General features: G+C 57.7%; 16 protein-coding genes. 5 read left to right on the plus strand and 11 right to left on the minus strand.

What is annotated here, in order from left to right; all coding sequences use genetic code 11:
• Window positions 1-69 precede the first annotated feature (69 nt).
• On the plus strand, window positions 70-978 hold the full coding sequence (locus BM035_RS18215; protein ID WP_092033580.1) for a LysR family transcriptional regulator: 909 nt from the start codon (window positions 70-72) through the stop codon (window positions 976-978).
• On the opposite strand, the gene BM035_RS18220 is transcribed toward BM035_RS18215, so the two are convergent.
• The 8 genes from BM035_RS18220 to BM035_RS18255 all read right to left on the minus strand — a co-directional run bounded on the left by BM035_RS18220 (window position 965) and on the right by BM035_RS18255 (window position 9,532).
• Entirely contained in the window at window positions 965-1,750 is a 786-nt protein-coding gene (locus tag BM035_RS18220) for a ZIP family metal transporter (RefSeq protein WP_008173877.1), read from the minus strand. The genes BM035_RS18215 and BM035_RS18220 overlap by 14 nt on opposite strands.
• A gap of 105 nt (window positions 1,751-1,855) precedes the next feature.
• Entirely contained in the window at window positions 1,856-2,956 is a 1,101-nt protein-coding gene (locus tag BM035_RS18225) for an oxidoreductase (protein WP_053112774.1), read from the minus strand.
• 105 nt (window positions 2,957-3,061) lie between these two features.
• On the minus strand, window positions 3,062-3,352 hold the full coding sequence (locus BM035_RS18230) for a SelT/SelW/SelH family protein (protein WP_008173882.1): 291 nt from the start codon (window positions 3,350-3,352) through the stop codon (window positions 3,062-3,064).
• Window positions 3,349-4,284 carry an alpha/beta fold hydrolase gene (locus tag BM035_RS18235; RefSeq protein WP_053112773.1) on the minus strand — a complete coding sequence of 312 codons (936 nt, stop codon included), beginning with the start codon at window positions 4,282-4,284 and terminating at the stop codon, window positions 3,349-3,351. Before BM035_RS18235 ends, BM035_RS18230 begins: the two co-directional genes overlap by 4 nt.
• Window positions 4,271-4,723 (minus strand): hypothetical protein, encoded by a 453-nt coding sequence (locus tag BM035_RS18240; RefSeq protein ID WP_053112772.1) that lies wholly within the window; start codon window positions 4,721-4,723, stop codon window positions 4,271-4,273. The genes BM035_RS18235 and BM035_RS18240 overlap by 14 nt, the downstream gene beginning before the upstream one ends.
• Window positions 4,724-4,755: 32 nt before the next feature.
• Window positions 4,756-6,444: a L,D-transpeptidase family protein gene (locus tag BM035_RS18245; protein WP_092033583.1), complete on the minus strand. Its 1,689-nt coding sequence runs from the start codon at window positions 6,442-6,444 to the stop codon at window positions 4,756-4,758.
• 63 nt (window positions 6,445-6,507) lie between these two features.
• Window positions 6,508-7,569 (minus strand): PA0069 family radical SAM protein, encoded by a 1,062-nt coding sequence (locus BM035_RS18250; protein ID WP_053112771.1) that lies wholly within the window; start codon window positions 7,567-7,569, stop codon window positions 6,508-6,510.
• 85 nt (window positions 7,570-7,654) lie between these two features.
• Window positions 7,655-9,532 carry a methyl-accepting chemotaxis protein gene (locus BM035_RS18255; protein WP_008173889.1) on the minus strand — a complete coding sequence of 626 codons (1,878 nt, stop codon included), beginning with the start codon at window positions 9,530-9,532 and terminating at the stop codon, window positions 7,655-7,657.
• 96 nt (window positions 9,533-9,628) lie between these two features.
• Between BM035_RS18255 and BM035_RS18260 the strand changes: the two genes are divergently transcribed.
• Window positions 9,629-10,405: a TSUP family transporter gene (locus BM035_RS18260; protein WP_053112770.1), complete on the plus strand. Its 777-nt coding sequence runs from the start codon at window positions 9,629-9,631 to the stop codon at window positions 10,403-10,405.
• 17 nt (window positions 10,406-10,422) lie between these two features.
• On the opposite strand, the gene BM035_RS18265 is transcribed toward BM035_RS18260, so the two are convergent.
• Window positions 10,423-11,088, minus strand: coding sequence for an AbiTii domain-containing protein (locus BM035_RS18265; protein ID WP_092033586.1), 666 nt, complete (start codon window positions 11,086-11,088; stop codon window positions 10,423-10,425).
• A gap of 190 nt (window positions 11,089-11,278) precedes the next feature.
• Between BM035_RS18265 and BM035_RS18270 the strand changes: the two genes are divergently transcribed.
• Complete coding sequence (locus tag BM035_RS18270; RefSeq protein WP_053112769.1) at window positions 11,279-11,935, plus strand: protein-L-isoaspartate(D-aspartate) O-methyltransferase; 657 nt, start codon at window positions 11,279-11,281, stop codon at window positions 11,933-11,935.
• Between the two features lie 22 nt (window positions 11,936-11,957).
• On the opposite strand, the gene BM035_RS18275 is transcribed toward BM035_RS18270, so the two are convergent.
• Window positions 11,958-12,764: a DUF1338 domain-containing protein gene (locus tag BM035_RS18275; RefSeq protein ID WP_008173898.1), complete on the minus strand. Its 807-nt coding sequence runs from the start codon at window positions 12,762-12,764 to the stop codon at window positions 11,958-11,960.
• Entirely contained in the window at window positions 12,754-13,875 is a 1,122-nt protein-coding gene (locus BM035_RS18280) for an arginine N-succinyltransferase (protein ID WP_008173901.1), read from the minus strand. The genes BM035_RS18275 and BM035_RS18280 overlap by 11 nt, the downstream gene beginning before the upstream one ends.
• 118 nt (window positions 13,876-13,993) lie before the next feature.
• Between BM035_RS18280 and BM035_RS18285 the strand changes: the two genes are divergently transcribed.
• On the plus strand, window positions 13,994-14,422 hold the full coding sequence (locus tag BM035_RS18285; protein ID WP_008173902.1) for an Lrp/AsnC family transcriptional regulator: 429 nt from the start codon (window positions 13,994-13,996) through the stop codon (window positions 14,420-14,422).
• Between the two features lie 341 nt (window positions 14,423-14,763).
• On the plus strand, window positions 14,764-16,446 hold the full coding sequence (locus BM035_RS18290) for an AMP-binding protein (RefSeq protein WP_008173905.1): 1,683 nt from the start codon (window positions 14,764-14,766) through the stop codon (window positions 16,444-16,446).
• Window positions 16,447-16,552: the final 106 nt, after the last annotated feature.

The following is a 16,552-nucleotide window of genomic DNA, read 5'->3' on the forward strand; positions in this document are numbered from 1 at the left end:
AAAGCAATTGAGATTTTCAAAAGCCAGATATAAGGTAATCTTATATCGAGAACCTGAAACGAGACGCTTATGTACCCCCTTCAGAGCCTTCGGGCGTTCGTTACTGTCGCCCGTGAGGGCAGTGTAAGCCGCGCCGCCACTCGCCTCCATCTGACTCAGCCCGCCGTCAGCCTCAAGCTCAAGCAACTGCAGGACGAACTGGAACTCAAACTGTTCCTGCGCAAGCCCCAGGGTCTGGTGTTGACCCCCGATGGCCAGGCTCTCTTGCCTTCGGCTGAAAAAGCACTCGCTGCCATGGCGGCGTTTGAGCAGAGCGCCCGGGCATTGCACAACACCCTTCGAGGGCGGTTGCGGATTGGTACCATCGTGGATCCCGAATTTATCCGTCTCGGGGCGTTTCTGCACCGCCTGGTGGAGCGGGCGCCACAACTGGAAACCGAACTGCGTCAGGGTATGAGTGGTAGCGTGTTGGAGCAGGTGCGGGATGGCCGGCTAGATGTCGGTTTTTTTCTGGCGCCGCCAGGCGTCGGGCCGGGTGCACTGGCGCCGGACGTGGTGCACCGTGAGCTGACCCGGTTTCACTACTATGTGGTTGCGCCGGCGGGTTGGGGGCCGAGGCTTCGGTCGGCGCAGTGGTCCGACTTGGCAGTTATGCCCTGGATTGTGACTCCAGAAGACTCCGTTCATCACCGGCTGCTTAAAGGCACTCTGGAACCCATGGGGTCAATGCCGCGGGGCGTAGCCCAGGTCGATCAGGAGGCGTGCATGCTGGACCTGGTCAGGGCAGGTGTGGGTTTGAGTCTCGCGCGGGATGCATTGGCGATGGCTGAGCGCCAGGAAACCGGCCTGGAAATTGTTGAGGGGTTGCAGTTGCCTTGCGCGCTCAGTTTCGTATGGCACCAGGACCGACAGGGCGAGCCTCTGATCGCGGAGGCTCTGGAAGCCCTGGCGGGTGTCTGGGCGGTTAGCCCAACGTAGCATCCAGGAACATCATTACGGCAAAACCGCCCATCAGGCAGAAGGTGGACATGATTTTCCATTGCCGGTGATGGGTTTCGGGGATAATTTCATTGCTGATGATGAACAGCATGGCGCCTGCTGCGAAGCCAAGGGTCCAGGGCATTATTGGCTCGGCAAGCCAGACAAGCGTCGCTCCGAAGAGACCACCCAGTGGCTCGGCCAATCCAGTCATCAGGGCAATGCTGAAGGCCTTGATTCGCGAGTAGTTGATGGCCAATAGCGAAAAAGCGACGGCCAGCCCCTCCGGAATGTTCTGGAGTCCGATACCGGTGGCAAGAACATAGCCATTATTGACATCGCCGCCGGCAAAACCGACGCCCACCGCCATGCCTTCGGGGAAGTTGTGGAGGGTTATAGCGACAATAAAGAGCCAAATGCCGCGGATGTAAGAAGCGTCCGATCCTTCCCGGCCCAGTTCGAAGTGCTGATGCGGCAGCTTCTGGTGCACAAAGTAGAGGGCAGCGGCACCGGAGAGCAGGCCGAAAATGACAATCAGCGCGGCGGTCCAGGTCTCGCCAGTAATCTGTTCGCCGTACTCGAGGCCAGGTAGTAACAGAGAAAAAAATGACGCCGCCAACATCACGCCTGCGGCTGAAGCCAGCATACCGTCCTGCAGTTTATGGGTGAGGGTACGGACAAGAAACACACCCAGGGCGCCCACGCCACTGGCAAGGCCCGCCAGCAGGCTGGCAATGGTTCCCAGCCAGACAATACTGATGTCAGAAGTCATTCAGTCTCCCGTTGGCTTGTAATGTCAGCATAGCAGCTTGAAGTAGCTACGCCGGAGGCCCCGCTGTGGGTTCCTCCGGCTGCATTTCTCGGGAGAGAAAAGCGATCAGGCGGCGTTCTGCTCGCGCCAGGCCAGCTCGTTGGAAATGGTGGCCTTCGGTTGCAGCATCGCGAAATCGATGTCTGCAATCTCTTTGCCGTCTTTGAGGCGCTGCACGAAGTCCGGGTTTGCGAGCGCCTTCTTGCCCACCGCAAGCAACGTGTCCGGGAACTGGTTGGCCACATCCTGGCAGTTGGTTTCATCAATGTTGCCATTGAGGATAAGACCGATCCCTTCAACGCTGGCGGCCACGCCAGCCAGGCTCTCATCACCCTCTACAAAATGCTTCCGGTTAACGTCACCGTCGGTTGTATGGACGAAATCGGCACCTGCATCGCGGACCGCTTCCACAATCTGACGGAATCCGGCTTCACCCTCCGGCAGCTGGTGGTCTGGATCAGTGACCGTGCCCTGAGACAGGCGGATGCCTACGGTGAAGTCCTCGCCAACGGCCTCGCGAATCGCACGGACCACTTCAACCACCAGGCGCAGCCGGTTTTCCAGTGAACCACCGTACTCATCGTCGCGTTGGTTAAAGTAGGTGCTCAGGAACTGATTCAACAGATAGCCGTTGGCCCCGTGAATCTCAATGCCATCGAAGCCGGCGGCTTTCGCATTGGCGGCGGAATGTGCAAAACCTTCAACCGCCGCCTGAATGTCGGTCCTGGTCATGGCGCTGGGCGTTTGCCACTCAGTCTGGTCGCCATAGAAACCAAGCGGGGCGCCTTTTGGGGTAACTTCGCTGGGCGCCTGTGGCTGGTCGGTGAAACGGTTGGCCTGGAACTGCGCGCCGGCGTGCATCAACTGAACGATGATCTTGCTGCCTGCGGCGTGTACCCGTTCGACAATGGTCTTCCAGCCATCTATCTGCGCTTCGTTGATGATGCCGGGCTGGTTGGCATAGCCCTGGCTTGCCTTGCCATCGGTATAGGTTCCCTCGGTGATCACCAGACCAAAGCCGCCCCTCGCGTAGCGTTCGTAATGGTCTGCCATCAGGGCATTCGGGGTGCCGTCCGGCTCCGCACTGGTGCGTGTCATTGGTGCCAGGGCGAATCGATTAGGTACCTCGATGGTGTTGAATTTGATGGATTGCATCACGTCGCTCATAGATACCCTTTCATGTTGTTGAATTGGACGAGGGATACTATCGGGGCGCAGCGCCTTCTCTAAAAGCGAAGAATATCGACACAGCCTGTCAGTATTTTTGAATGATTATTCTGAGGTGCCGGTTTTGCTGTCGGAATGGCCAAGGGAGCGTTCCGGTGCAACCTGGTCGCGAACCAATTGCTTGAGTTTGGTAATTTCCGGGAAGCCGCCGTCTTGCTTGCGGGACCAGACCCGCTTGCCATTGACCCACACCTCGAAAATACCGCCAGTGCCGGGGTGCAGGCTCAATTCACTGATCTCGCCTTCGAAGGTTGTCAGCAGCTCCTGCGCCATCCAGGCCGAGCGCAGAAGCCAGCGGCAACCGGTGCAATAGTGGATATCGATTTTGTTGGTCATGATGGTGTCTGTGACTCCTTTGTTTGATGGCGGTCCAGCTGCAGAGTAAGACGTTGAAAAAGCTGATCCTGAAAGTCCCGGCAAAGCGGGTACAGATGACCGAGGCCGGGCATCGGGGTCAGCTCTGCGACTGGTAGATTTTTGGCGAGGTGGCGAGCGTAGTCCATGGGCACGAATGGATCCTCCTCGCCCTGGTAGATGAATACCGGGGTCCGGATATCGCGAAGACTGAACCCCCAGTTTCCAAGTTCGGTCAGTAAATCGGTGGTAATGGCTCGTCCGCCACTGTTGAGACACATGAGCTGATCACGCTGGAATTCGCCGTCGCTCAATAGCTTCCTCAATAGCTGGCGGTCATGCCTGCTGGCCATTTCCTCGGCACCTTTGAGATAAAGTCCCGGGTGACGCCTGGATAGCCAGGCAATCAATGTGACGGCCAGCCGGGTCAATCGGGGACTGAGCCTGACCAGTTGCGGGCCCGGCCATCGTGTGGCCTGAACCAGTCCGCCGGAGCCTGGATATTCCGCAAAATGGGTGAGCCCGGAAAGGCAGACCCCGAGATCAACCCGATCCGCGAGTCGGTAACAGCAGGCCAGGGTCCGGGAACCGCCGCTGGACCAGCCGATGTGACTGAAGCGCGCCAATTCCAGGGAATCGGCAAGCTGCTCGATATCGGCCGGGTAATCGAGCAGCTTGCGCCCTGGCTGGAAATCGGAGTTGCCGATACCGGGGCGGTCGGGGGTCAGGATGCGAAACCCGTGCTCCCTGGCTTTTTCATCAAAGAAGCGGCCTTCCAGACGGCTGCCCGGCATACCGTGCCCAAAGACAATCGGGTAGCCGAGGGGGTCGCCAACGTCCGTGAACGCCAGGGTCCTGCCATCTGAAAGCGTTAGAACCCGGTGCCACCGCGCATCGGCACTAATTTGTGTCATTCGTGGGGTAGACCGAGCGCGACAGGGTGGGCTCACAGCCGACAACTCTGCGGGCCTGTTTGTGAGCGTGGAGATACCAGCGTTGGCCGGCTTTTGCGAACGTGTTTTTGCTCACGTCAAAGTCTACGTTTTCCATGGTTGCCGGAATAGGCGAGCCGTCGGCGTGGCGATAAACGCAGCTCACGCCAATGGTCAGCGCTGTCGCTGCCGGTAGTTCAATGAATCCGTCTTCTCTTACAGCCGGCTCATTGTCGTTTATCGCAATGACCTTGAGACACGGACCGTAATGAACCTTCTCAAGATCATCCAGGTATTCGTTGAGACAATGGTTGGCGCTGACGAAAACGGTGTCTCCGTCAATTTCGTCTTCGGCGGGCGGCAGCGACTGACATCCCTGCAGTAAGAGTATCCCGAAAACCAATAGCAGGGTCTGTTTCATGATATCTCCTCAACTGATGCGCGTATCCTGTTTCAGAGCTTGTCCTGTGCCGGGCCCGAGCCGGCTACCGGAGTATTGTAGCGCGTATCCCCCTCGGCGGTTCCACGGAGCTGATCAATCAGGCGGGCATCGCGGTTGTATAAATCATTGCGGAACTGCAGCCTGCCCTCGTTATCTACCCAGGAGGTCCAGTATTGGATGTGCACAGGCACCGGCTCCGGGAGCACGACAGTCTGGGGTTGTGCCTCGGAAACCACCCGGTCAATCTTTTCCCGGGACCAGTCGGGCGCCGACGCCAGAAGTCGCTCTGCAAGATCAAAAGGTTGCTCAACCCGGATGCAGCCAGAGCTGAATGAACGCTCGGCCCGGGAAAACAGGCCGCGCCCCGGCGTATCGTGCAGGTAAACATCGTACTGGTTCGGAAACATGAACTTGATCTGACCCAGGGCATTCTGAGGGCCGGGTTCCTGCACCAACTGGTACGGGAAGTTGTTCCGATTCAGTGACGGCCAGTTAACCTCCAGCGGGTCCACTCTTTCCCGGTCAGTGCCCCAGCCACGGTAAACGCTGATATTGAGTCGGGAGAGATAGTCCGGATCGCGGAGAATCCGGGGCAATTGATCCTGAATCATCAGCGTTCGCGGTACGGTCCAGGTGGGATTGAACACCAGATACCGGATGCGATCGGAGAACACCGGCGTTTGGCGGAAGGGCTGGCCGACGATCACTCGTTTGCGCAGTACTTCTTCGCCGTTTTCCACCATTTTCAGTTCAAATCCGGCGATATTGACCAGGACATAGGTGTCGCCGAGGGATTCCGGCAGCCACCGCCATCGTTCGAGCGTGGCGTCAATGTGGCGCAGGCGTTCCACCGGTATCAGGTTCAGTGCTGTCAGGGTGTCCTTCCCGATAAGGCCATCGGCTTCAAGCCCATGTCGGGCCTGGAAGCGCATGACCGCAGATTCAAGCTCCGCGTCGTAGTCACGCGGATCTGTGACTGTTGCCGGTGATTCTGCAAGCTCTCCCAATAGAGAGAGTCGTCGGCGGACCTCATTCAGCCGCTCATCCCTGTCGCCGGGCCGAATGGTCGGGCGCAAGGCCAGAGGTAACCAGGGCTGGCCCAGCAGTCTGGTCAGGTCCTGCCTTGCAGCCATCAACTTCCGGTAAGCGGGATCGGCCGGACGCAGCGAATCCAGCGTGCCGGTTATATCCGAGCGCTGCAACGCATCCTTTAAAACGGATTCCATCTGGCGCTGGCGCCTGTTGGCGGTCCATTCGGCGTGAACCGTCTGCGGGTTGACCTTGCCGACCAGCATGTGTGAGCTGAGCATCAGAAAAGCATCAGAGAACAGCAGATCCAGATCGGCCCTCAGGTCTTCAGAGAAATCGCTCATGGGTCTGAGTGCCAGGCCCGAGAGAATATCCGCGTGATAGTCAGCCGGGTTCAGACCGTCATGACTGGCTTGTTCAACCGAATCAATCAACTGCCGGCGAAGCTCAGCCGATTTCCATGCTGGCTGGTATCCGTTGGCCCCGTAAAAGGCTGACAGTGCCTGGTGGGCCATTAACCGGCTTCCGAGCACCTGAACCGGGAAGCCGGCTTCCATGGCCTCAATCCTGGCAACAATGGCTTCATCGGCTGCCAGGCAAACGGGGTGCCAGAGGGTGCCCAGCAGGGCAAACAATGTTGTGGCGAGGGAAAAACGTCTGAATCCATGCATGGGTGTTCTCCACCTCTTCCCTGAGAGGCGTTAATCGCGGTGGTAAAGTGCAATAGTCTGATGCTACCACAGCGGCATTTGTTCCCCACCTGGCCGCCGGAAAAGATCACCTCGCAGCGGTTCTTCTGCATGGAGGTTCAGCCCCAAGCGCCGTGCTTTTTTGGTGAAACGCTGGCGAATCAGGTCCGAGTAAGGGCCCGTGCCCGTCATTCTGCGGCCGAAGGTGGCGTCATAACTCTTGCCGCCCCTGAGGTCGCGCATTCGGTTCATCACATGCTCGGCCCTTTGCGGGAAGTGCCGCTGCAGCCAGTCCTGGAACAGCTCGTCCAGTTCATGGGGTAAACGCAGCATGATCCAGCTGGCACGGGTGGCGCCCGCCTCTGCCGCGGCTTCCAGAATTGACTCGATTTCGTGATCGTTGATGAAGGGGATTACCGGCCCGAGGATGATACCGGTCGGAATGCCGGCCTCCGAGAGCTGCCTGATCATCTTGAGGCGGGTGGCCGGTGCGGCCGTCCTCGGCTCCATGCGTCGTTTCAGATCGTTGCTCAGGCTGGTGAGGCTGATCCGCACAGAGCAAAGCCCATCAGAAGCCATTTCGCGGAGCAGATCAAGGTCTCTGAGGATGAGAGCGCCCTTGGTAATGATCGACACCGGGTGGCGATACTCGGCCAGAACTTCCAGCACCTGGCGGGTAATCCTCTGGTCCCGCTCCAGTGGCTGGTAGGCATCCGTATTGACGCCCAGGGCGATGGGCGACACCCGGTAGGCGGGCCTGTCGAGCTCTTCTCTCAGGCGGGCGGCGGCGTTGGGTTTGGCGATCAGCCGGGTTTCGAAATCCAGCCCCGGTGACATGTCCCAATAGGCGTGGGTAGGGCGGGCGAAACAGTAAATGCAGGCATGCTCGCAGCCACGGTATGGATTGATCGATTGGTCGAACGGTACGTCCGGTGACGTATTTCGACTGATTATGGATTTTGCGGTCTCAAGGACGACTTCCGTAGCGAGCGTATCGGGGTTCAGGTCGTCTTCGGGGTCGTGATACCAGTCATGGTCTGCCTCCCGGTCAGTGACAATGGGCTGGAACCGGTTGTGGGGATTCAGGGCCGTGGCGCGAGTTTTCATGGGCATGCTCGATACTGTTTAAATGTACAGTATCGAGCATGCTAACGCCTGGAACCCTGCCGTGCAACCTGTCCAGGGCCCACTGTTACAGACGGAAGCCCTGTGATGCCTGGGTCAGGGTGGTTACCTGGGATGATAGTCGTCCGATATGGGCGTTGAGCTTCTGGCGGATATCCGAGGTTTCCCGGGTGTGCCCGTGGATCTGCTCCACCTTCTGGGCGATTTCCTCGGTGGTCGTTGATATCCCCTCAACAGAGGACACCACCTGATTCATGTCGCCAGCCAGTTGTTGTATCGAGCCGGTGATCTGTTCGATCGAGTGCGCCGCCTCTCTCGAGCTTTCCTCTCCCTCACCTGCGGAAGTCAGGCCCTCTTTCATCAGTCTGGAAATGGCCTGGGTTTCACGGTTGAGGGATTCCACGATCTCGGCAATCCCGTTGGTTGCCGATACGGTCTTCTCTGCGAGGGACCGAACTTCGTCGGCAACAACCGAGAAACCGCGTCCGGCCTCGCCGGCTCTTGCCGCCTCAATCGCAGCATTCAAGGCCAGCAGGTTAGTCTGTTCAGCCAGGCCGTTGATTACGCCAACGATGGAATTGACCTTCTCGCCGGTTTTGCTCAGCTGGCTGACCTGATCGTGGGTTTTCTGGATTCTTTCAGCCAGTTCGGTCATGGTTTTCGCGCTTTGCCTGACCACCTCGGCACCGGAATGGGCGGCACCGTTGGCGCTCTGAACAGCGTCATTGACTGACTGGGTGTACTGGGCAATATCGACCGCCGTGTGGGAGATTTCCTGAACCGCAGTGGCGGTCTGCTCGGTCTCGTCTTCAACTTGCTCGCCGTTTCTGCCCATCTGCTCTACTAGAGCATCCAGTTCAACCTGAAGCGATGACAGCGTGCGGTTACCCTCGACGACTTGCCCGATAACGTCCGAGACATCGTCCAGCATCTTGTTGGCCGCTTCGCCCAGGCGATTGAATTCATCGTTCGGATTCCTGCCTGGCTCAAGGCGCTGACTGAGGTCACCGCCGGCGACCCGGGTGAGCAGGTTTACGGTCTCATTGAGTCGTTTCACCAGTGTTCTTGAGGCGGTCGTCAGGGTCAGGATAAGGATAATCACCACCGCAGCAGCGGTTGCAATGATCAGCCAGGTTGAGGCGGCGCGGGCCTCTTCGGCCTGCTGGCTGGTTGCCACAATAATGTCCTGGCGGAGGAGGGTGTTCTGCTCGGCAATCAGATCGCGAATACGGGTGCCGGTGGCTGACAGTTGGTTCTCAATGGCAGACAGGTTGGCGATGAGCGATTCGGCATCGGAAAAGGCATTGGCGAACGCCTGGACAGCCTGGCCGATGTCAATTTCCTGCCAGTCCATCTCGGTGACGGTGGTCTGCATCCGCGCCAGGGCCTCACGGGTTGACTCGGCGTAGGTCGCATCGAAGGTAGACAGGTAGTCGCGGTAGGTGGAGGCGATGGTGTTGATGTCGTCGTTGAAGATGGAAATGCTGATTTGCCGAAGCCTGTCGTTTATGGCTTCGGACATTGTTGCTCTCAGACCGCTGGACGGAGTGAGGCCTAGCTGTTGATTCAGGGCCAGCCATTCGGTGCGAAGTCGGGTATACTCCGCAACCTGCTCCTGGATTTGTTGTGCAGTGGTCTTTACCGCGTCACCCGGCAGGGTTCCGGCGGATTCACTGAGCGCCGACGACTGGACCGCGAGCGACGCCAGTCTCTCCTGATAGTTCTCAACCTGGTTCGGTTCCAGATTCTCACTCGTTCTCTCGAGTGCCAGCCAGTCGTTCAGCAGGGTCAGGGACGCGGATTCATAGGCTCTTGCTTCGCTTCGGGCCTCATAAGCGTCAGATACCTTGCCGAGCCCGCTCAGGGAGGCCAGAGTGGCAATCGCCAGACCAATCAGCGTTGCAACAATCAACAGCAGGAACTTCTGTTTCCATGACAGGGCCATTCACATCCTCCGGGGAATGTTGTTTTTCTTCGCAACTAACTGAGCTTAGACCAGTTCCGGATAAACGACGGCCCTTTTGACGACAACCGGGAATCCATGTCTGATCTCGCGATTTACCAATATCTGCTGATTGCCCTGATTTTCGTCTGGAGTGGTTTTGTCCGCTCCGGGCTGGGATTCGGTGGCGCCGTTCTGTCCCTGCCATTTCTGTTGCTGGTTCTTGATCAACCGCTCGTCTTTCTGCCGATCATTGCGGTCCACCTTCTGGTTTTTTCATCCCTGACAATCTGGATGAACAATCGCACCGGGGCAGGCAAGCAACGTGAGGCGGGCTCGGGCACTGTCGACTGGCAATACTTGTGGCGGATCCTCGCCATCATGATTGTGCCCAAGCTGATTGGTGTATTCGGGTTGATTACCATGCCCAGTGACATCCTGAGTGCCATCATTTTCGTTATCGTGGCGCTTTATTCTGTTTCCTACATCATCAACCGACCTTTTCGCAGTGGCAGCAAAACGGTCGACGCGATATTCCTCATGGTGGGCGGATACATCAGTGGCACTTCCCTGATCGGTGCGCCCCTGATCATTGCCGTGGCAGCCCAGCACCTGCCCAAAGAAAAACTGCGGGATACCTTGTTCGCGCTCTGGTTCATTCTGGTGCTGATCAAGATGGCCGCTTTCGTCTGGGCCGGCATCGATCTGCAACTTATCCATCACCTCTGGCTGCTGCCATGCGCAGCCGTCGGCCATGTAATCGGGCTCTACGCCCATGACCGTATTCTCCAGGCGGAGACTCCGGTGTTCTTCCGTCTGCTGGGAACCGTGTTGCTGCTGGTGAGCAGCGTCGGTATTGTTAGCGTGCTCTGGTAGCAGCCAGGGCGCGAGGCTCAGCCTGCGCGCCCGAATACCCGTTCAAAGAAACCGGTCACCCGCACGTCTGGTATTGGCAGGCTGTCGACTTCGTCCATGGCCCGTCGCCAGAACTTCTCGGGGTCGTCCAGATGCGCAACTTTGGCGCGCTCGTCCGGACTGTAGTGGTTGTGCTCCCCGGCAATGCCCTCGGCCATCAGTTCCTGGGTCCAGAGGTAGATTGCAGCCCGAACGGTCCTGAGGAGCCGGCAATAAACGTCGCGACTCAGGTTGATGGCCAGCTCGGCGGTCAGGTTGATCTGCTTCTGCAACACGGCCATCTCGTCTTTTTCCAGCAAAACCCGGTTGCCGTTGCCCTTTTTGCAACTCACACAGGTTTTCTCAAGAGCTTTCACGCCCTCGAGCAGATCCATGTAGCCAAACTTCTCTTTTTGCTGATCATCTACTGGAGCGGGGATCCAACCATACTGGGGGGATTTGGCAACAATGTGCCCGTGTAGCTGCCTACGATAAGGCGGTGCGGCAGCAACATCCTGATATCCATCAAATTCGGTGCGTAGCCAGGCCGCCATTTTACGGTGACGAAGCATCATGGCCAGGGTAATGGCAGAGGGCATGATCTCTTCGAGCAGCTCTGCGGAGTCCCGCGTGCGTTCGTCGAGGTGGTTTACGGATGTCGACATTTCTCCTCCTCGGCAACGGGTTGGCCGGTTCGTGGACCCGTTGTCCGTTTGTTGTTTTTGGCATTCGGTGGTTGTATGTGTCATTACCGATGTCTAAAAAGTAGACAGATAATCTCAAGCGCGCCGTTGTAAAAAAGTTACTGCTTTGTAACGGCCGGTAAGCAGCCAGACCAGGGGCAGGAAGAGCGTCATGAATCAGGACAATGGCTTCGAGTTGCAGAGAGCGTCCATGGTGGATTATCAGCTTCGAGCCCGTGGAATCGGGTCGCCGCTGGTGCTGGAGGCCATGGGTCGGGTGCCGCGTGAGCGCTTCATTCCAGAACGTATGAAGGACTGCGCCTACGATGATGGTCCTCTTCCGATCGGTGCGGGGCAGACCATTTCACAGCCTTACATCGTGGCGTTGATGACGGAAGCACTGGATCTGGAGGGTGGAGAAAGGGTTCTGGATATCGGCACAGGTTCGGGTTACGCGGCTGCCGTTCTGGGCTGTATTGCAAGCGAGGTGTTCAGCATCGAACGGGTTCGGGAACTGGCCGATCGCGCAGCCCGAACGCTGGCCGCCGAGGGTTTTGACAATGTCCGGGTTCGCTGTGGCGATGGCACAATAGGTTGGTCCGAGCACCAGCCTTTCGATGGCATCATCGTGGCTGCCGGTGCGCCATCGGTGCCGGAATCATTGAAGCATCAGCTGGCGGTTGGCGGGCACCTGGTCATACCGGTGGGGTCGGAGCATTCGGTTCAGTCGCTGGAACGTATTACCCGGCTGACAGAGAACGAATTCCGGACCGAGGACCTCGGCGCAGTCCGGTTCGTTCCCCTGATCGGTGAACAGGGGTGGTCGTGACCGCGAGTCTTTGCACGCAGACTCAGCTGCCGGCGTTCGTGCTCTCGAAGATCTTGTCGGCCGATGCCGCTACGAAGCCCGAGTAGAGCCGGCCATCCGGTTTCGGATAACGCAGGGCAAATTCGTAGAAACAACTGGGTATGGTTACCGTCTCGTCGGTAAAGGTAACCGGCACCCGGTCGGCCATGGTTGAGGACTGCTCCAGCAAGTCTTCCGGGGAGCCTTTTACTTCACCGCCGGATGAATTCACCGTATAGCCATGATCTTTCAGCAACTGATTGATTTCCGGAACCGAACCGAACTGTTCCAGATGGTTGATGCTGACCGTGAAATGGTTTGCGCGGTAGCCCCAGGCGGCCATCCAGGCGGCGTACTCGCTTTCCTTCATCAGCTGGCGGTAGGTGTCGTAGTCGACCGCCCAATGGCGACCCGAATAGAGAAAATCATCGGCAGTAACCGCCTCCGGCTTTACCTGGCCGACAAGACTTTTAACCACCGATTGCAGCTCCGGCGAGCATTGCTCTACAAGCAGCTCGGAAATAAACACCTTGGGCAGTTCCCGGGAGGGGTGCTCATAGTGGCGGGCATAAAGCTTTTTGGCCTCGAAGTGGTATTCGCCACCTTCTTCATAGCCGAGGCTGAGAAAATGCTCTGCCAGAGCGTCCAGCCGAACAGGGTCCAGGTTGAAGGTGCGAAGCGCAATGTGGTCGTTGACGATGGCCTGCCCCTCTTCGGCGCCCAGGATTTTATGTATGCGATCGGCCGAAGGGGTTACCTGGCGGTACGACTCCCAGAGTCTCGCAAACAGGGTGTCCGGATCAGTGTGCATAGCGAATCTCCTCAGTAACCGGTTTTTGGCAGGGCTGTTGACGCCCCTGTGACTCTTCCCTGGACTGGCTCAGTGGCAGATAGCAGGCCAGGCTATATCCGCCAAGGTTCAGTTCGTTCGCCAGTTGCTCTGGCACTGACAGGCTATTGGCATCGGGGTTCGGCAGGACCTGCTCGGTTACCGTAGCCCTGAAGCCTGAACAGCCAGCATTGGCAACTATAGCGGATCCAGCGGTGTTTCCAGCAATATTCCAGGAACTCCGGTTGCCTTTCTGTAGCCTTGCGCGGGTAAGAAGGGTATCGCGCACGCTGGCGATGTCCGATCTGGCGCACTCCAGTGTTGGCCCCCCGTCCAGAAGATCCACTAAGCCCCGGTGGCGAAAACCTTCGCGCTCCAGCATGTGCCGGGCAGGGCGCGTATCTTCATGGACCTGGCCGATAACCGCCCGGGCTGCATCGGTCATCTGCCGGGTAAACAATGGCGTTGCGGGGATAAAGCGTTCAACAAAACCGCTCTGGCCACAGCAGGCCAGCTGTGTGGCAGACATGAAATCAAGATCTGCTACGTGATGTTTGAGCCAGTCCCAGAACGGGGATTGGCCGGCATGGTCTGAAACGCCGCGCATTTCTGCAATAACGGTGTCCGCAAAACGCTCCGGGTGCAGTGCCATGAACAGAAAGCGAACCCGTGACAGGAGCTTGCCCGCATTGGCCCGGCGAAATCCGGGCCGAAGATACAGCGAGCATACCTCGGTGCAGCCGGTGTAATGCTGGCATCGGGTAAGGCTTTCCTCGACGTGACGTTTCCGGGGATCTTCCTCGTGATGGATAACCGCGTTACGGCGGAAATGCTCGAGCGGGCGGGATAAGCCAGCAGCAGCTTCTATGCCGGTGGTCCCCATAATCTGGCCGGTCGCACTGTCTTCAAGCACAAAAAGATAATGCTCATCGCCGGGAGTGGTCACAGTCCGTGCGAAGCTCTCAACCGAATGATCGATCTTGCGGCTCAGGGCATCGCGATCCGGCATCAGCGAGGTGAAGCCGGGGCCGGATTCCACTGCGATCTGCATCAGGGCGTCAAGATCTTTGGGGGTAATCGGTCGAATAATCATGGCGATCTTCCTGGGAATTGTTTTGGGCCCAGTATGAAAGCCGTCAGCGCCATAATGCAGCTGCAGAATGATCGAAATGATCTACAATGGATGCAAATTGTAAAGTAGGTTTGGCAATATGATCAATTCACGGGACCAGAAACTGCTAATGCTGCTGCGGCAGAATGCCCGGACCAGTGTCACCGAGCTCGCCAAAGCCATGCATGTGTCACGGTCGACGGTGCAGAACCGTATCGCGCGGCTGGAGGCCAGCGGTGTCATCCGTGGTTACTCGGTTCAGTTGGGGGGTGAGTTTTCGGCGAGCCAGGTGGAGGCTCACGTGTCGATCAAGGTGTTCCAGAAGCTCACCGGCAGAACCAATGCTGCCCTGGAGCAAATCAGCCAGGTATCGCAGCTGTTTTCCGTCAGTGGGGAGTACGACCTTATTGCCATTGTGCAAGCCCAGTCCCTGGAGGAACTGAGCGCCGTGCTGGATGACATTGGCAACCTTGAGGGAGTTGAGAGGACCAACTCTGCCGTTGTCCTCGAAACCCGGTTTCGGCGTTAAAACGGTTTTCCCGGGTCAGGTGCCCAGCATGCCCGCATAGGCGCTGTAGAAAAAGGCACCGGAACCCAGAAGAATGATGCCCCAGGCCGGAAAGATTAAAAACGAACGTTTTGGTTTGCTCATGGCTACATCCAATTTGCTCGAAAAGAAGGGTGTACACCCTTCACACTAGCTCAAACTTGACAAATGTTACGAAAAATTTTGAGTAACAGTTCTCGGGCGAGGATTAATTTGCCAATGGCGCGGGCACTAATTGCTATTGAGCAGGTCTGAAATGACGCTAGTATGAATCGCAATGGCATGACCTAAACACGAAGGACAATAACAAAAAGGAGCCGTTTATGGCGGTAGACCCCCGGAAGCAGACCTCACTCCATTGCCTGTATTACTGGGCAGAGGAAACCCCCGACAACGTTTACCTTACTCAGCCTTACCCGGATGGCCGGGTGGAAGATATTACCTGGAGAGAAGCAGCCGATCAGGTATCCCGCATGGCGGCTTACCTGGACAGCCTGAAGCTTCCGGAACCCAGCAATATCAGTATCCTCGGAAAAAACAGCGCGCACTGGATCCTGGCCGATCTGGCGATCTGGGCGGCAGGCCATGTTTCGGTGCCACTTTATCCCACGCTCAACGGAGATACTGCTGCCTACGTTCTCGAGCACAGTGAGGCAAAGCTCCTGTTCCTCGGAAAACTGGACGGGACCGCGGACGGCTGGAACGACATCAAGAACCACATTCCGGCAGACTTGCCGCTCATTTCCCTGCCCCTGTCGCCACGGGACGATACGCCCAAGTGGTCGGAGATTGTGGCCGAACAGTCGCCTGCGCAGCCCAAGCTGCCGGATCCGGATAACCTGGCCACGATTGTCTATACCTCCGGCAGCACCGGCCGCCCCAAGGGCGTCATGCACAGCTTCCGGACCATGATTTCAGTAGCTGATGGCCTGCAGCAGCTGTTCCCGGTTTCCTCTGACGAGCGCATGCTTTCTTACCTGCCCCTGGCTCACGTGGCTGAGCGGGCAGCTGTCGAAACGCAGTCCCTCTACTATGGCTTTCATCTCTATTTTGCGAATTCCCTGGATACCTTCCAGGAGGACCTGCAGCGGGCAAGGCCGACGCTGTTTTTCTCGGTCCCGCGCCTGTGGATGAAGTTCTATCTTGGTGTAAACGCCAAACTGCCGCCCAAAAAGCAGAAGCTGCTCTTCAGTCTCCCCATTATCAGCGGCCTTGTGAAGAAGAAGGTCTTGAAACAGCTGGGGCTGGATTATTGTCGGGCAGCCCTGACCGGCGCAGCGCCGCTGTCAGCGGACATCGTTAACTGGTATCGCAACCTTGGGCTCGAGCTGCTGGAAGTGTACGGGATGTCGGAAAACTTCGGCTATTCCCACGCCAACCGACCAGGCCAGGCTCGCGCCGGTTCGGTAGGTATGGCGAATCCAGGGGTCGAGCACCGCATCGGAGAGGGCGGAGAAGTCCAGGTGAAAAGCCCGGGCCAGATGCTGGGTTACTACAAGAATGAGGAGAAAACCAAGGAGGACCTCACCGAGGATGGCTTCCTGAAAACCGGAGATATGGGCGAGATCGACCGGGACGGCACCCTCCGTATCACAGGCCGGGTAAAGGATCTGTTCAAAACCTCCAAAGGCAAATACGTGGTACCGGTGCCCATCGAAAACCGGTTTAATCATCCAAAGGCCGAAGTGGTCTGTGTGGCCGGTGCCAACCAGCCGCAGCCTTGCCTGATGGTCCTGCTGTCGGAAGAGGCCAGGGATGAACTGGAGACCGGAATGGATCGCGGTGAGCTCGAGCAGGAACTTGCGGCCGAACTGGAGGCGGTGAACGCGGAGTGCGAGTCCCACGAGAAGGTAGCTTTTGTCGTGGTGGTTCGGGAGCCCTGGACTATGGAAAACGGCATGCTGACGCCGACCATGAAGATCAAGCGGAATGTGATAGAAGATTTCTACAACCAGAAGATGGACGACTGGTTCAGCCAGAAGAAAAAAGTCGTTTGGGAATTCTGATCCGCTAACGTAAAACGCCGTTGGTTCCCTGGGAGCCAACGGCGTTTTCAAATCCTTATGTTCTTTCTGTTCTCAGCCTGAGCGATCTCCCCGCTCATGCCAGATT

The sequence above is a fragment of the Marinobacter sp. DSM 26671 genome, from assembly GCF_900112835.1.
GTDB lineage: Bacteria > Pseudomonadota > Gammaproteobacteria > Pseudomonadales > Oleiphilaceae > Marinobacter > Marinobacter flavimaris.

Bases quoted from the DNA above. Each gene is read 5' to 3' on its own strand.
- BM035_RS18235 (WP_053112773.1), bottom strand. From the start codon at position 4,284: ATGACACAAATTAGTGCCGATGCGCGGTGGCACCGGGTTCTAACGCTT.
- BM035_RS18220 (WP_008173877.1), bottom strand. From the start codon at position 1,750: ATGACTTCTGACATCAGTATTGTCTGGCTGGGAACCATTGCCAGCCTG.
- BM035_RS18260 (WP_053112770.1), top strand. From the start codon at position 9,629: ATGTCTGATCTCGCGATTTACCAATATCTGCTGATTGCCCTGATTTTC.
- BM035_RS18225 (WP_053112774.1), bottom strand. From the start codon at position 2,956: ATGAGCGACGTGATGCAATCCATCAAATTCAACACCATCGAGGTACCT.
- BM035_RS18255 (WP_008173889.1), bottom strand. From the start codon at position 9,532: ATGGCCCTGTCATGGAAACAGAAGTTCCTGCTGTTGATTGTTGCAACG.
- BM035_RS18285 (WP_008173902.1), top strand. From the start codon at position 13,994: ATGATCAATTCACGGGACCAGAAACTGCTAATGCTGCTGCGGCAGAAT.
- BM035_RS18270 (WP_053112769.1), top strand. From the start codon at position 11,279: ATGAATCAGGACAATGGCTTCGAGTTGCAGAGAGCGTCCATGGTGGAT.
- BM035_RS18280 (WP_008173901.1), bottom strand. From the start codon at position 13,875: ATGATTATTCGACCGATTACCCCCAAAGATCTTGACGCCCTGATGCAG.
- BM035_RS18290 (WP_008173905.1), top strand. From the start codon at position 14,764: ATGGCGGTAGACCCCCGGAAGCAGACCTCACTCCATTGCCTGTATTAC.
- BM035_RS18265 (WP_092033586.1), bottom strand. From the start codon at position 11,088: ATGTCGACATCCGTAAACCACCTCGACGAACGCACGCGGGACTCCGCA.
- BM035_RS18240 (WP_053112772.1), bottom strand. From the start codon at position 4,723: ATGAAACAGACCCTGCTATTGGTTTTCGGGATACTCTTACTGCAGGGA.
- BM035_RS18230 (WP_008173882.1), bottom strand. From the start codon at position 3,352: ATGACCAACAAAATCGATATCCACTATTGCACCGGTTGCCGCTGGCTT.
- BM035_RS18250 (WP_053112771.1), bottom strand. From the start codon at position 7,569: ATGAAAACTCGCGCCACGGCCCTGAATCCCCACAACCGGTTCCAGCCC.
- BM035_RS18215 (WP_092033580.1), top strand. From the start codon at position 70: ATGTACCCCCTTCAGAGCCTTCGGGCGTTCGTTACTGTCGCCCGTGAG.
- BM035_RS18245 (WP_092033583.1), bottom strand. From the start codon at position 6,444: ATGCATGGATTCAGACGTTTTTCCCTCGCCACAACATTGTTTGCCCTG.
- BM035_RS18275 (WP_008173898.1), bottom strand. From the start codon at position 12,764: ATGCACACTGATCCGGACACCCTGTTTGCGAGACTCTGGGAGTCGTAC.